The sequence below is a fragment of the Cellulosimicrobium cellulans genome (assembly GCF_001722485.1).
Lineage (GTDB): Bacteria > Actinomycetota > Actinomycetes > Actinomycetales > Cellulomonadaceae > Cellulosimicrobium > Cellulosimicrobium cellulans_A.
Window position 1 is genome coordinate 14,658 of record NZ_LWGL01000024.1, and the last position, 14,791, is coordinate 29,448.

12 protein-coding genes are annotated in these 14,791 nt (G+C 74.7%); 8 read left to right on the plus strand and 4 right to left on the minus strand.

From position 1 onward, the window contains the following. Positions 1–17 precede the first annotated feature (17 nt). The 4 genes from JZ5iCDA_RS04800 to JZ5iCDA_RS04815 all read left to right on the plus strand — a co-directional run bounded on the left by JZ5iCDA_RS04800 (position 18) and on the right by JZ5iCDA_RS04815 (position 6,629). Complete coding sequence (locus JZ5iCDA_RS04800) at positions 18–2,621, plus strand: MMPL family transporter (RefSeq protein ID WP_069386119.1); 2,604 nt, start codon at positions 18–20, stop codon at positions 2,619–2,621. 172 nt (positions 2,622–2,793) lie between these two features. After that, positions 2,794–4,758: a penicillin-binding transpeptidase domain-containing protein gene (locus tag JZ5iCDA_RS04805; protein ID WP_069386120.1), complete on the plus strand. Its 1,965-nt coding sequence runs from the start codon at positions 2,794–2,796 to the stop codon at positions 4,756–4,758. Between the two features lie 96 nt (positions 4,759–4,854). Beyond that, positions 4,855–6,003, plus strand: coding sequence for a zinc-dependent alcohol dehydrogenase (locus JZ5iCDA_RS04810; RefSeq protein WP_069386121.1), 1,149 nt, complete (start codon positions 4,855–4,857; stop codon positions 6,001–6,003). Between the two features lie 8 nt (positions 6,004–6,011). Beyond that, on the plus strand, positions 6,012–6,629 hold the full coding sequence (locus JZ5iCDA_RS04815) for a hypothetical protein (protein ID WP_253181960.1): 618 nt from the start codon (positions 6,012–6,014) through the stop codon (positions 6,627–6,629). 30 nt (positions 6,630–6,659) lie between these two features. Here the strand turns inward: JZ5iCDA_RS04815 and JZ5iCDA_RS04820 are convergent, their stop codons facing one another. Beyond that, positions 6,660–6,959 carry a hypothetical protein gene (locus JZ5iCDA_RS04820; RefSeq protein ID WP_069386122.1) on the minus strand — a complete coding sequence of 100 codons (300 nt, stop codon included), beginning with the start codon at positions 6,957–6,959 and terminating at the stop codon, positions 6,660–6,662. A 201-nt stretch (positions 6,960–7,160) separates the two neighbouring features. On the opposite strand from JZ5iCDA_RS04820, the gene JZ5iCDA_RS19980 reads away from it, so the two are divergent. Together JZ5iCDA_RS19980 and JZ5iCDA_RS04825 are read left to right on the plus strand one after the other, a co-directional pair. Further along, positions 7,161–7,232, plus strand: a complete 72-nt coding sequence (locus JZ5iCDA_RS19980) for a putative leader peptide (RefSeq protein ID WP_366246654.1) — start codon at positions 7,161–7,163, stop codon at positions 7,230–7,232. A 260-nt stretch (positions 7,233–7,492) separates the two neighbouring features. Beyond that, positions 7,493–8,992, plus strand: coding sequence for a dicarboxylate/amino acid:cation symporter (locus JZ5iCDA_RS04825; RefSeq protein WP_069386123.1), 1,500 nt, complete (start codon positions 7,493–7,495; stop codon positions 8,990–8,992). A 104-nt stretch (positions 8,993–9,096) separates the two neighbouring features. On the opposite strand, the gene JZ5iCDA_RS04830 is transcribed toward JZ5iCDA_RS04825, so the two are convergent. From JZ5iCDA_RS04830 to JZ5iCDA_RS04840, 3 genes are all read right to left on the minus strand, one after another. Then, complete coding sequence (locus JZ5iCDA_RS04830) at positions 9,097–9,279, minus strand: antitoxin (protein WP_069386131.1); 183 nt, start codon at positions 9,277–9,279, stop codon at positions 9,097–9,099. A gap of 152 nt (positions 9,280–9,431) precedes the next feature. Beyond that, entirely contained in the window at positions 9,432–9,893 is a 462-nt protein-coding gene (locus tag JZ5iCDA_RS04835) for a hypothetical protein (RefSeq protein WP_069386124.1), read from the minus strand. A gap of 137 nt (positions 9,894–10,030) precedes the next feature. Beyond that, positions 10,031–10,969, minus strand: coding sequence for a quinone oxidoreductase family protein (locus JZ5iCDA_RS04840; RefSeq protein ID WP_069386125.1), 939 nt, complete (start codon positions 10,967–10,969; stop codon positions 10,031–10,033). A 247-nt stretch (positions 10,970–11,216) separates the two neighbouring features. Between JZ5iCDA_RS04840 and lysX the strand changes: the two genes are divergently transcribed. Next, a complete protein-coding gene (gene lysX, locus JZ5iCDA_RS04845; protein ID WP_083259672.1) occupies positions 11,217–14,582 on the plus strand; it encodes a bifunctional lysylphosphatidylglycerol synthetase/lysine--tRNA ligase LysX in 3,366 nt (1,121 codons plus the stop codon). A gap of 8 nt (positions 14,583–14,590) precedes the next feature. After that, a partial coding sequence (locus JZ5iCDA_RS04850; protein ID WP_139122960.1) for a hypothetical protein occupies positions 14,591–14,791 on the plus strand: 201 nt, incomplete at its 3' end.

Here is a 14,791-nt window from a genome sequence, read left to right on the forward strand (position 1 = left end):
TCCCTCGGAAGGACACCATGGCAGAGCTCCTCTACCGCATCGGCCGCGGCGCGGCCCGGCACGTGCGGGCGGTGATCGCGGCGTGGCTCGCGGTGCTGGTCGTCGCCGGCGCCGGCTTCGCGCTCGGCGGCGGCACGCTGACCGACAGCTTCTCCATCCCGGGCACGCCGACGCAGGAGGTCACGGACCGCCTGGCCGACGAGATCCCCGAGGCCGCCGGGGGCACCGGCACCGTCGTCCTCACCACCACCGACGGGGAGCCGTTCACCGACGCGCAGCAGCAGGACGTGTCGGCCGTGCTCGCCAACGTGGCGGACGTCGAGGGCGTCGAGACGGTCGTCGACCCGTTCGCCACCGAGGCCGACCGCGAGGCCCAGGCCGCGCAGATCGCCGAGGGCGAGCAGCAGGTCGCCGCCGGCCGCGAGCAGCTCGCGCAGGGCCAGGCCCAGCTGGACGCCGCGCGCGAGCAGCTCGAGCAGGGGCAAGCGCAGCTCGACGCGGCGCGCGCCCAGGCCGAGGCGGCCGGGCAGGCCGAGGCCGCCGCACCGCAGCTCGACGCGCAGCAGCAGCAGATCGACGCCGGGCTCGCGGAGATCGAGACCCAGCAGGAGCAGCTCGACGCGAGCGCCGCCGAGCTCGAGGCCGGCGCCGCCCAGGCGGAGCAGGGCTCGGCGCTGCTCGACCTCGCGGCGGAGATCCGCGTCGTGTCCGAGTCGGGTGACGCCGCGGTCGCGAACGTCGTCTTCACCGAGGACCAGTTCGACGTCTCGCAGGAGACGAAGGACGCGGTGATCGACGCGATCGAGGAGGGCGTCGCGGGGATCGACGGCGTGCACGTCGACTTCGGCTCGGACATCTCGATGGAGGCCCCGTCGATCATCGGGCCGGGCGAGATCGTCGGCCTCGTCGTGGCCGCGATCGTCCTCGTGGTCATGCTCGGCACGTTCGTCGGGGCCGGCCTGCCGATCCTCACCGCGCTCGTGGGCGTCGGCATCGCGGCGCTCGGCTCGCTCGCGTTCTCGAGCCTCGTCGAGATGTCGTCGGTCACCCCGGTGCTCGGCCTCATGCTCGGCCTCGCCGTCGGCATCGACTACGCGCTGTTCATCGTCAACCGGCACCGCCGGCAGCTCAAGGAGGGCTACGACGTCGAGGAGTCGGTCGCGCTCGCGAACGGCACCTCCGGCAACGCGGTCGTCTTCGCCGGCTCGACCGTCGTCATCGCACTGCTCGCCCTGAACGTCACGGGCATCCCGTTCCTCGGCCTCATGGGCACGGTCGGCGCCGCGAGCGTCGCGGTCGCCGTGCTCGTCGCCGTGACCCTCACCCCGGCGCTGCTGTCGGCCATCGGCCCGCGCATCCTCAACCGCAAGGAGCGCGCGTCGCTCGTCCCGGTGCACGGCGCCCACGCGGCCGGCCCGGTGGACGGCACGACGGCGGGCGGCGGCAAGCCCCTGCGCCCGATGTCGACCGCCGCGGCCGTGGGCCGCGTCGTGCTCGGCGTCGCGCTGCTCGGCGTCGTCGCGATCCCCGCGCTGGACCTGCGGATCAACCTTCCCGACGGCTCGTCCGAGCCGACGGACTCGACCCAGTACCAGGCCTACGCCACGGTCGCGGAGAAGTTCGGCGCGGGCGTCAACGGACCGCTCCTGGTCGTGGCCGACCTGCCGGAGCCCGTCGCGGACGAGGACCTCGTCGCGACGCAGCTCGCGATCGGCGAGCAGCTCGCCGCGCAGGACGACGTCGTCGCGGTCGCCCCGGCCGCCGCGTCGGAGGACGGCACGGTCGTCGCGTTCCAGGTGGTCCCGACCGAGGGCCCGACGAGCGAGTCCACCGAGGAGCTCGTCCACCACCTGCGCGACCTGTCGCCGGTGACCGTGGACACCGTGGAGGGCGACGTCGAGCTCGGCGTTGCCGGTGCCGCGAGCGGCAACATCGACATCTCCGAGAAGCTCTCGGCGGCGCTGCCGCTCTACCTCGCGGTCGTCATCGGGCTCTCGCTCGTCATCCTGGTCGTCGTGTTCCGCTCGCTGCTCGTCCCGCTCATCGCGACGGCCGGCTTCGTCCTGTCGTACTACGCGGCGCTCGGCGGCGTCGTCGCGATCTACCAGTGGGGCTGGCTGTCGCCGGTGTTCGGCGTCGAGACCCCCGGCCCGGTGCTGAACTTCCTGCCGACGATCCTCGTCGGCGTGCTGTTCGGCCTCGCGATGGACTACATGCTGTTCCTCGGCTCCGGCATGCGGGAGGCGTACGCGCACGGCGCGCCGGCGCGGCTCGCCGTCGTGCAGGGCTTCCGTGCCGGTCGTTCCGTGGTCACCGCGGCCGCGATCATCATGATCTCGGTCTTCGGCGGCTTCATCTTCGCCCACGACGCGATGATCCGGCCGATCGGGTTCGCGCTCGCGTTCGGCGTGCTCGTCGACGCGTTCGTCGTGCGCATGCTCGTCGTCCCGGCGCTCATGCACCTGCTCGGCGGCGCGGCGTGGTGGCTGCCGCGCTGGCTCGACCGCATCCTGCCGGACGTCGACGTGGAGGGTGCCGCGCTCGAGCGCATGCACCCGCACGCCGAGGCGCCGGCCGGTGACGCGGCACCGGACGCGCAGACCGGGGCCGCCCGCCGCTGACCGGGTCGTCCGACGCCCTCCGGCGGGTGCGGGAGCACGGCTCCCGCACCCGCCGGACGTGCTTGGGGACGCCGGGTGAAGAGTGCGCGGCGACCTGACGACGACCCCCCGGCCCGTGGGTCGGGTGGGATACGGTCCGTCCTGTCTCGCTCGTCCGGAACAGGGGGAATCCGTGGCCACCGTCGTTCGCACCCGTCCGCACGCCGTCCGGCGTCGCGTGGCCGCAGCGCTGCTCGTCCCGGTGCTCGCGCTGCCGCTCGCCGCCTGCTCGCCGGACCGGCCGGAGCCCGAGGCCGCCGCGGCGGACCTCGCCGCGGGCATCGCCGCGGGTGACGTGGCCGGCCTCGCGTTCTCCAACGGCACCGCCGAGGCCGTGCAGGGCCACCTCGACGCCGTCCTGGAGCCGGTCGCCGCGTTCGCGCACACGGTCGAGGTGGACGACGTCGCGCTGGACGAGGAGGGCGAGGACGCGGGGGAGCGTGCGACGGCGACGCTCGCCTACCGGTGGGAGGTCACCGACGAGGCGGCCTGGGAGTACACGACCACCGTCGACCTGACGTTCGCCGAGCCCGGTGAGGGCGAGGACGGCCCCGACCGCTGGGAGGCGGCGTGGGAGCCCGACGTGCTCGTGCCCGACCTCGGCCAGAACGACCGGCTCGCCGTCGAGCGCGTGCACGCCGAGCGCGCCGAGATCCTCGGGCTCGACGACGCCCCGATCGTCACGGAGCGCCCCGTGTACCGGCTCGGCGTGGACAAGACGCGCGTCGACGCGGCCGGCTGGGACGCCGCGGCCCGCGCGCTCGCCGGCGTGGCCGGCATCGACCCCGAGGAGTTCGCGCAGCGCGTCGCGGGCGCGGGGGAGAAGGCCTTCGTCGAGGCGATCACCGTCCGCACGGAGGACACGGCCGGCGTCGACGTCGAGGCCGCGCGGCAGATCGAGGGCGTCGCCGTGATCGACGACGAGCTGCCGCTCGCGCCCACGCGCGAGTTCGCGCGCCCGATCCTCGGCCGCGTGGGGCAGGCGACGGCGGAGATCGTCGAGGAGTCCGAGGGCGCGGTCGTCGCCGGCGACACCGTCGGCCTGTCCGGCCTGCAGCGCCAGTACGACGAGCAGCTGCGCGGCACGCCGGGCGTCTCGATCTCCGTCGTGCCCGACGGCGGCGAGGCGGACGCGGCACCGACCGAGGTCTTCTCCGTCGAGCCCGTGGCCGGGGTGCCGCTGCGCACCACGCTGCGCCCGGACATGCAGGTCGCGGCGGAGCAGGTGCTCGCGGGGCAGGCGTCGCCGAGCGCGATCGTCGCGATCCGCCCGTCCACCGGCGAGGTCCTCGCCGCCGCGAGCGGGACCGCGGGCGAGGGCATGTCGACCGCCACCACGGGCCAGTACGCGCCCGGCTCGACGTTCAAGGTCGCGACGGCGCTCGCCATGCTGCGCGCGGGGCTCACGCCCGACACGACGGTCGCCTGCCCGCCCGAGATCACCGTCGACGGCCGCACGTTCCAGAACGTGCCCGGCTACCCGGAGGCCGCGCTCGGCGACGTGCCGCTGCGCACGGCGTTCGCCAACTCGTGCAACACGGCGATGATCGGCCAGCGCGACACCGTGTCCCAGCAGGCGCTGCACGACGCCGCCGCGTCGCTCGGCCTCGGGGTCGAGTCCGACCTCGGCGCGCCGGCGTTCTTCGGCGACGTGCCCGCCGAGGCCGACGGGACGGACCACGCGGCGTCGATGATCGGGCAGGGGCGCGTCCTCGCCTCGCCGCTGGGGATGGCGACGGTCGCGGCGAGCGTCGCGGCCGGACACCGCGTCGCGCCCGTCATGGTCCGCCCGGACGTGCAGCCCGCAGCGGCGGAGCAGCCGTCCGGCGACCTCACCGCGGACGAGGCGGCGACCCTGCGCAGCCTCATGCGCTCCGTCGTCACCGACGGGTCCGCCGACATGCTCGCCGACCTCCCCGAGGAGGTCGGCGCCAAGACCGGCACCGCGCAGTACGGCGACGGCACGCAGGCCCACGCGTGGATGATCGCGGTCCAGGGCGACCTCGCCGTCGCGGTGTTCGTGGAGACCGGCGACGGCGGCTCCACGACGGCCGGCCCGCTCATGCGCGCGTTCCTCGACGCGCCGAACCAGGGGTGAGCCCCGCCGCCGGGTGAGCGGCCCGCGCGCCGAGATGCGGGCGCGGGCAGCCGGGGCAGGCTGGGAGGCCGACCGCCGACCACCCCCGGAGCGACCATGCGAGCGATGACCTACCGCGGCCCGTACAAGGTCCGGGTCGAGGAGAAGCCGGAACCCCGGATCGAGCACCCGAACGACGCCGTCGTGCGCGTGACGCGGGCCGCGATCTGCGGGTCCGACCTGCACCTCTACCACGGCCTCATGCCCGACACGCGCGTCGGGCACACGTTCGGGCACGAGTTCGTGGGCGTCGTCGAGGAGGTCGGCCCGTCGGTGCGGAACCTCGGCGTCGGGGACCGCGTGATGGTGCCGTTCAACATCTACTGCGGGTCGTGCTTCTTCTGCGTGCGCGGCCTGTACTCCAACTGCCACAACGTCAACCCCAACGCGACGGCGGTCGGGGGCATCTACGGCTACTCGCACAGCACGGGCGGCTACGACGGAGGCCAGGCGCAGTACGTGCGCGTGCCGTTCGCCGACGTGGGGCCCTCGGTCATCCCCGACTGGCTGCACGAGGAGGACGCGCTGCTGTGCACGGACGCGCTCGCGACCGGGTACTTCGGCGCGCAGCTCGCCGATATCGTCGAGGGCGACGTGGTCGTGGTCCTCGGCGCGGGGCCGGTGGGCCTGTTCGCGGCGCGGTCGGCGTGGCTCATGGGCGCCGGGCGGGTGATCGTCGTGGACCACCTCGACTACCGGCTCGCGAAGGCGCGCGAGTTCGCGTTCGCCGAGACGGTGAACTTCGCCGAGGTGGACGACGTCGTCGTGCACCTGAAGAAGGAGACCGACTGGCTCGGGGCCGACCGCGTGATCGACGCCGTGGGCGCGGAGGCCGACGGCAACCTGCTCCAGCACGTCGCCGGCGCACAGCTGAAGATCCAGGCCGGCTCGCCGGTCGCGCTCAACTGGGCGATCGACGCCGTCCGCAAGGGCGGGACCGTCTCCGTGATGGGTGCCTACGGGCCGCTGTTCACGTCGGTGAAGTTCGGCGACGCGCTGAACAAGGGCCTGACGCTGCGGATGAACCAGGCACCGGTCAAGCGCCAGTGGCCCCGGCTGCTCGAGCACATCCGCGCCGGGTACCTCACGCCGCGGGACATCGTCACGCACCGCATCCCGCTCGAGCACATCGCCGAGGGGTACCACGTCTTCTCCGCCAAGCTCGACGGGTGCATCAAGCCCGTCGTCGTGCTCGACGAGGACTGAGGGGAACCATGACGCACACCGAGCCGCGGCACGCCGCGCAGACCGACGGGCCCGCCGCCCCCTACGTCGCCGGACCCGCGCGTCGGACCGTCGACGCCGAGGCCCTGCGGGCACGCATCCCGGGCTGGGGCGCCGACCTCGACCCGAAGGACCGCCCGTCGTTCCCGCGCGAGGTCTACGACCCCGCCGCGACGGGCGCGCACTGGGACTTCCCCGAGCGCCAGCCCGAGCTGGCGCCACGGGAGAGATCGATCGAGCACGCGATGCTGCCGCCGGTCTTCGGCACGTCGGCCCCGCTGCACGGAGCCTCGGGCGCGGTGCGCCGCCTGGCCTACGGGCGCTTCAGCGAGGGCCGTGCCGCGCACTGGCTCCTCCTGCTCGCGGCCGACCGCGTGGACGCGGTGGAGAGCCACCTGCGGTCCTTCGCCACGACCCGGCCCGACAACCCGGTCACCGAGACGGGCGTGCTCTCCGAGGGGAAGGCCCACGGCATCCGCTCGCGGCGCGGCCGCGTGGACGTGCGGCACCAGGTGCTCGACCCGGTGATCGTCGCCGGCCCGTGGCTCGCCGCGGCCGGCGCGGGCGTGTGGGCGGTGCGGGCAGTCGTGCGCCGGGCACGCCGCTGAGAGGGTGACGGCGGGCGGCGCGCGCCCGGCCTACGGCCGCGGGTCGACGCGCCGCCACGGCTTCTCGTCGCGCCGCGCGCCGGTCCCCGCGGCGCAGCGGCGGCACACCGACGTCACGGCGTCCGCGTCGCGGCCCGTGGCGGGCTGCGCGTCGGTCCACGTGACGTGGGGGAAGCGCACCAGGCCCTGACGGCTGAGCTGCAGGCCGCACACCGTCTGGTTCGTGCCCCGCTCCCACGCGTGCACCTCCCCGGCGGGCATGCGCACGCCGTCGGGGTCGGTCCAGGTGCCGGTCGCGGCCACGGCCGCGCCGCTGACCTTCTTGCGCATCAAGACCTCCGGGTCGCGGGCGGGGGAGCCGGTCCCTGCCGACCCTAGGCCGCCGCCGTCGGCTCGCACGTGCGCCGGGGAATGAGACGGCAGGGCGCCGTGTTGACGACACCTGGGTAAGATCGGGTGCCGCGGGCGACGATCGTGCCCGCACCTCCAGCGATCCGCTCAGCGACCATCGGGAGAACCGTGTCCGTCAGCGTGCCCACGTGGTACCTCACCGAGCGCCGCGACGTCGACCTCCGTCGAGTCGCCAGCGCTCTGTGTCGCTGACCCCTCGTCGTCGCTGACCCCGGCGTCCGCCCTCGCGCGGACCGCCCCGTCGCGCCCGCCCGTCCTGTCAGCACCGCACGCGTCCCGAGCGACGCGTGGTCCTGACACCGCGGCCCGGCTCCCCGCGTGTCAGCACGAGGCGTCGTCCCGATGACGCCTCGCGCCGACACGCGCGACGGTCACGACGACGCCCGAGCTCCCTCCCGAGCGCGGTCGCGCCGTGCGCCCGTGCACCCGCACGTCACCCGAAAGGTCCCTCCGTGTCCTCGACCCCCTCGAAGCCCGCCGCGCAGGCTTCCTCCGCCGACGCGTCGTCGGCGCCCGCGAAGAAGCGCCGGCGCCTTCCGTCGTTCAGCGTCCAGATCCTCATCGGCCTCGCTCTTGGCGTCGTGCTGGGCGGCATCGCCCTCGCGATGGGCCCGCAGGACGCCGCGAACGACGTGCCGAACGGCCTGACGACGACGCTCGCCACCATCGGCAGCTCGTTCGTCACCCTGCTCAAGGCGATCGTCCCGCCGCTGATCTTCACCGCGATCGTCGCCTCGATCGCGAACCTGCGGACCGTGACCAACGCGGCGCGCCTCGCCGGCCAGACGCTGCTGTGGTTCGCCATCACCGCGGCGATCTCCGTCGCCGTCGGCATCGGCCTGGGCCTGCTGTTCCAGCCCGGCAACCGCGCGTCGGTCTCGCTCGACGACGCCTCCGAGGCCGGCCGCACGGGCTCGTGGCTCGACTTCCTCACCGGTCTCATCCCCGGCAACGTGCTCGGCCTCGGCGCGAGCACGAGCCTGGAGACGGCCGACGACGGCGCCCTCACCGGCTCCGCCGAGACGTCGGTGAGCTTCAACGTGCTGCAGATCCTCGTCGTCGCGCTGGTCATCGGCATCGCGGCGCTCAAGTCCGGCTCCAAGGCCGACCCGTTCCTCGCGTTCAACCGCTCGGCGCTCGCGATCATCCAGAAGGTGCTGTGGTGGATCATCCGCCTCGCGCCGCTCGGCACGCTCGGCCTCATCGGCAACGCGATCGCCACGTACGGCTGGAGCTCGCTGAGCTCGCTCGCCTGGTTCGCCGCCGCGATCTACGTGGGCCTCGCGCTCGTGCTCTTCGTGGTCTACCCGGTGCTGCTGCGCACCAACGGCCTGAAGATCGGGAGCTACTTCCGCGGCGCGTGGCCGGCCATCCAGCTCGCGTTCGTCTCCCGCTCGTCGATCGGCACGCTCCCCGTGACGGAGCGCGTCACGGAGCGCAACCTCGGCGTGCCGCGCGAGTACTCGTCGTTCGCCGTGCCGCTGGCCGCGACCACGAAGATGGACGGCTGCGCCTCGATCTACCCGGCCATCTCGGCGATCTTCGTCGCGGAGATCTTCGACGTGCAGCTGTCGATCACCGACTACCTGCTCATCGCGTTCGTCTCCGTCGTGGGCTCGGCCGCGACCGCCGGCCTCACCGGCGCCGTCGTCATGCTGACCCTGACGCTGTCGACGCTCGGCCTGCCGCTGGCCGGCGTGGGCCTGCTGCTGGCGATCGACCCGATCCTCGACATGGGCCGCACCGCGGTGAACGTCGCGGGCCAGGCGCTCGTGCCGACGATCGTCGCCAAGCGCGAGGGCATCCTCGACGTCGAGAAGTACGAGTCGGCCTCGGCGGAGGACCTCTTCGCCGACGACGACACCACGCCCGAGGGTGAGGCGACCGCCGAGGCGGGTGCGACGTCGGGCACCGCGGACCGCAAGGAGCCGGCGGCGGCCGCCGCCCGCTGACCCGCCGCGCCGACCACGGGGTCGGTGACGCGTCCCGCAGGACGCGTCACCGACCCCGTTCGCGTGCCGGCACGCGCCACGCGGCGCCGGCGTTCGGTCGCCGGCTACTCGTTCCCGACCGACCGGTCGGCGCGGTCCGAGGCCTTGTCGATCTGCTCGTCGTGCTTGCCGCCCGTGGCGCGCGAGGCGGCGTCGCCGCCCTTGTCGAGCGCCGTGTCCGACGCCTTCTCGCCCTTGTCGCTGCTCAGCGCGTCGCCGGCCTTGTTCTTGAGGTCGTCGATCCCCATGGTGCGTTCGCCCTCCGTCGGGGCCCGGGCGGGCCCGTGCCGTCCCATCGTGGGCAGCGACGTCCGCCGGTCGCATCCCGGCAGCGGCGCGGAACGCGCGAACGCCCCGCCCCCGTGGCGGGGACGGGGCGCTCGGACCGCGGCGCGAGGGGTCAGGACGCGAAGGCGTACCCGGCGTCCGTGCACTGGGTGCGGAAGGCGTCGAGCGCCGGCTGGAAGCCGTCCGTCGTCACCTCGACGTCCGAGAGCGCGGCCTCGAACGGCGCCTTGATGCCGTTGAGGTTCTCCTGCAGCTCCACGTCGGCGAAGCGCTGGACGGAGGCGATCTTGTCGCGCGTCGTGGCGAGCTCGATCGCGCTCTCCTCGGTGACCTCCTGCGTGGTGAGCGGGAAGGTCGCGTCGACGCGCGTGGCGAGCGAGTTCTCGGCGCCGTCGTAGAACGCGGCGCACGACTGGACGATCTCGACGACGGTGGGCGTCGGGCCGGCGGCCTCGGTCGTCGCGGTCTCGGCGGGGGTCGTGGCGTCGTCGCTCGACGGGTCTGTCGTCGAGGCGCAGGACGCCAGGAGGAGGGCACTGGTCAGCGCCGCGGTAGCGGCGAGGTACTTACGCATGCTAACGATTTGACACCGACGGCGACGCGAGGTGCAAGAACATTGCCCTGCGGCGACCGGGGGAACGGCGAGATCCCGCCACTCCGGGCGGTGCGTTGTGCGCAGCGTCACAAGGGTGGACCGCCGCGGAGGGCGGCTCACCGCACGTCGAGCACGACCTTGCCGCGCACGTGCCCCGTCGCGACGAGGCGCACAGCCTCGGCGGCGTCCTCGAGCGGGAAGCGGCGCGCGATCTCCAGGCGCAGGCGCCCGTCCTCGGCCAGCGCGACCACCTCGTCGAGCGCGCCCTTCGCGTCCACCTTGTCCGCGATCCCCGCGGCACGCGACGCCTCGGAGGACACGATCGTCACCGCGGCCGGCGGCGCGTCGGGGTCAGGTCCCGTGAGGGCGTCGCCGAGCAGCTCGGCCGTCGCCGCGACCGTCTCCGGCCTCCCGACGAGGTCGACGACGACGCTCACCCGGTCCAGGCCGTCGGGCAGTCCGCGGACCGTCTCGACGAGCCCCGGGCCGTAGGCCACCGGGGTCGCCCCCAGCCCGCGCACGTAGTCGTGGTTCGCCGGCGACGCCGTGCCGACGACGCGCGCGCCGAGCGCCCGCGCCACCTGCACCGCCGCCGACCCCACGCCGCCGCTCGCGCCGTGCAGCAGCACGACGTCGCCCTCGCCGACGTCGGCCTGCACGAGCGCCGAGAACGCGGTCGCGGCCGCGACGGGCAGCACGGCGGCCTGGTCGGGCGCCACCCTCTCCGGCACGCGCCGCACGCGGTCGGCCCGGACCAGGGAGAGCGCGCGCTGCGCGCCCGTGCCGTGCCAGACGACGGCGTCCCCCGGGACGAGGTCCGCGACGTCGGGCCCCACGGCGTCGACGATGCCCGCCGCCTCGAAGCCGAGGACGCCCGGCAGCGAGCCGCCGAACGCGCCCGTGAGGCGCTTGACGTCCGCCGGGTTCACGCCGACGACGCGGTTCGCGACACGCACCTGGCCGGCGCCGGGCTCGGCGACCTCCTCGGTCGTGACGCGCAGGACCTCGGGCCCCCCGAACTCGTCGTAGGTGACGACGGTCGCCGTCGTGCTCATGGGTCCTCCCCCGTCGCGCCCGCGGGCGCCGGACGCCGCGACGCCGCAGGTCGTCCGCGACGACCCGGTGCCGGACCGGGCGCGTCCACTCTTCCATCACGGGCGACGTGCTGTCATGCGGGGAGCGCCCGTCCGCGGCTCCGGGAGCGCTCCCGCGGCTGCGGGCGTACCTTCGGGCTGAAGGATCGCAGGCCGTCTGCCGCCGTCCGCGGGAGACGATCCGTCCGTCCCGGGGAAGGGGTCGGAGATGGTCACCAGGGAGACGGCGACGACCGTCCGGGACGCGGGCACGCCCGCGACCGCCGCGCAGCCCGGCCCGCAGACCGCAGGGCGGCACGGCACCGAGGTGCCGCACGCGCCGCCGTGGACGGACGCCGTCGCGCGCTGGGGCGCACGCGTGCTGCAGCTCTACACCGTCTGGCTCGTCCTCGCGCTGCTGTTCCGGCCGCTCGCGCGCCACTCCGAGCGGCCGGTCGCCGAGGTGCTGTCGATCACCAACGTGCCGTCGTACCCGTCCCTCTTCGCGGCCGTGGTCGTCGGCCTCGTGGCGAGCGGGTTCCTGCGCCGGCGCCGGGCGGCGCTGTGGTTTGTCGTGCTCGTCTGGCAGCTGCCCGCCGTGCTCGTCGTCCTGCTCGCGCTCGTCCTGGACCGGGTCGACCCGACGGCCGGGGTCGTCGAGGGCGTGCGCTGGACGACCTACGCCTCCGCGCTCGTCGGCGCGGTGCTCGTCGTCGTGCTCGTCGCGGCGCGTCGCGCCTTCCCGGCGCGCATCGCGCGGGGCGCGTGGGGCCCGGCGGCCCTCGTCGCGCTCCTGGGCGTCGTGCTCGCCGCGGGGATCGTCACGGCGCTGCTGCAGGTCGTGCCGTCGACGCTCGACACGCAGCGGGACAGGGTCGCGTGGGCGCTGAGCGCGTCGCTCGGGCTGTCGGCGCACGAGGAGCCGTTCGCCGTCGACGGGCGGGCACCCGGGTGGCTCGCCTTCGTCGCCGGGCTCGTCGCGGGCCTCGGGATCCTCGCGGCCGTCGTCGTCTTCCTGCGCACCGGCCCGCGCGACGTCGCCCGCGCCGGGGACGAGGAGCTCGCCGTGCGGCGTCTGCTGCTCGAGCACCCGAGCGACGACTCGCTCGAGTACTTCGCCACGCGCGACGACCGCTCGGCGATCTTCTCCGCGGACGGCCGGGCCGCCGTCTCGTACCGGGTCGTCAGCGGGGTGCTGCTCGCCGCCGGGGACCCCGTGGGCGACCCCGCCTCCTGGGACGACGCCGTCGTGCGCACCCTCGCCCACGCCCGGCGCCACGGCTGGGCGCCGGCCGTGATCTCGGCGAGCGAGCGCGGTGCGCGCGCCTACCGCGACGCGGGGCTCGCGGTGCTCGTCATGGGCGACGAGGCGGTTGTCGACACGCGCGAGTTCGACCTCTCCGCGCCCTCGATGCGCCCCGTGCGGCACGCCGTCGCGCGGCCGTCGCGCGAGGGGTACACCGTCCGGATGCGCCGCCAGCGCGAGATCCCGCCCGCCGAGCTCGCCGAGCTCGCCCAGGCCGCCGAGCGGTGGCGGCACGGCGAGGAGCGCGGCTTCTCCATGGCGCTCGAGCGTCTGGGCAGCCCGCGCGACCCGCGCGTTCTCGTCGTGACGGCCCACGACCGCGACGACCAGGTCCAGGGCCTCCTGTCCTTCGTGCCGTGGGGCCGCAAGGGCGTCTCGCTCGACGTCATGCGCCGCTCGCCCGACGCCGTCCCCGGGGTCACCGAGCTCATGGTCACCACGCTCGCGAGCGAGGGACCGGGCACGGGCATAAACCGCGTGTCCCTCAACTTCGCGATGTTCCGCGGGATCATCGAGCAGGGCGAGTCCGTGGCCGCGACGCCCCTGCAGCGCCTCCTGCGCCGCCTCATCCTCGTCGCGTCGCGCTGGTGGCAGCTCGACTCCCTGTACCGGTCGAACCAGAAGTACGAGCCCCGCTGGCGCACCCGGTACCTCTGCTACGCCGCGTCCGCGCAGCTCACGTCGGTGACCCTCGCCGCGGGGCAGGCGGAGGGCTTCGTGCCCCTGTGGACGTCGCCGCAGGGCGCGGCGACGGCGTCGGCGGCCGAGGGCGACGCGGCGCTCGCGGCGGCGGTGCGCGCGCAGGAGGACGAGCTGCTCGCGCTCGACGTGCCGACGCCGCGCCTCACGGACCAGGAGCGGGCGCGCCGCGCCAAGCTCGACGTCCTGCGGGCCGCGGGGATGCCGCCGTACCCCGTCACGGTGCCGCGCACCCACCGCCTGCGCGACGTCGACGAGATGCTGCTCGGCGACACGGTGTCCGTCGCGGGGCGCGTCGTGCGCCTGCGCGACCTCGGCGGCGTGTCCTTCGCGGTGCTGCGCGAGGAGAACGTCGAGCGCCAGGTCATGCTCACCGCCGACGGCGCGGCCGACATCGCGCTGTGGCGGCACGTGGTCGACCTGGCCGACCAGGTGAGCGTGACCGGGAGGGTCGCGCGGAGCCGCACCGGGGAGCTGTCCGTGCACGCCGACGCGTGGGTCATGGCGTCCAAGTGCCTCAAGGCGCCCCCGGACAAGTTCCGCGGGCTGTCGGACCCGGAGACGCGCATGCGTCTGCGCCACGTCGACCTCGCGCTCGACACGAAGGCGAGCGTGACGCTGCGCGGGCGCTCGGTCGCCGTGCACGCGCTGCGCACGGCCCTCGTCGAGCGGGCGTTCATCGAGGTCGAGACGCCGATCCTCCAGCGCATCCACGGCGGCGCGAACGCGCGGCCGTTCCGTACGCACATCAACGCGTACGACATGGACCTGTACCTGCGCATCGCGCCCGAGCTGTTCCTCAAGCAGCTCGCCGTCGGCGGGGTGGAGCGGGTCTTCGAGCTCGGGCGCAACTTCCGCAACGAGGGCGCGGACGCGACGCACAACCCCGAGTTCACGTCGCTCGAGGCGTACCAGGCGTTCGGCGACTACACGACCATGCGCCACCTCACGCGCGAGCTCGTCGTCGCGGCCGCGGTCGCGGTCCACGGCGACGCCGTGTCGCGGCGCCCCGACGGCACCGACGTGCGGCTCGACGGCGAGTGGCCGGTCGTCACCGTGCACGACGCCGTCTCGCGCGCCGTCGGTGCGGAGGTCACCCCGGACACGCCGATGGGCGAGCTGCACCGCCTGTGCGCGGCGCACGACATCGAGGTGGGGGAGGACGAGACGCACGGCGCGGTGGTCAACGAGATGTACGACCGCCTCGTCGAGGGGCAGACCGTCGAGCCGACGTTCTACACCGACTTCCCGGTCGAGACGTCGCCGCTCACGCGCGTGCACCGCCGCGACCCGCGCCTCGCCGAGCGGTGGGACCTCGTGGCGTTCGGGGCGGAGCTCGGCACGGCGTACTCCGAGCTCATCGACCCCGTCGACCAGCGCGACCGCCTCACGCAGCAGTCGCTCCTCGCGGCCGCCGGGGACCCGGAGGCGATGGAGGTTGACGAGGGATTCCTCGAGGCGCTCGAGTTCGCCATGCCACCCACGGGAGGTCTCGGGCTCGGCGTCGACCGGATCTACATGATGCTCATCGGGGCGTCGATCCGCGAGACGCTCGCGTTCCCGTTCGTCAAGCCGCAGCGACGGTCCTGAGGGACGCCGTGAGCACCGCGGACCTCCCCACGCCGGACACCGACCCGGCCCTGCCCGAGCACGTCTTGCGCGAGCTGCAGCCCGGCGGCACGCTGCTGGAGAGCGTGCCGCTCGCGGTCGCGCTCGGCGTCGTCGGGCTCGCGGGCGTCGTCTGGGCCGTGGTCCGCGCCCGGCGGGCCCGCCACGCCCGCCGAGCGCGGCGCGCGGCG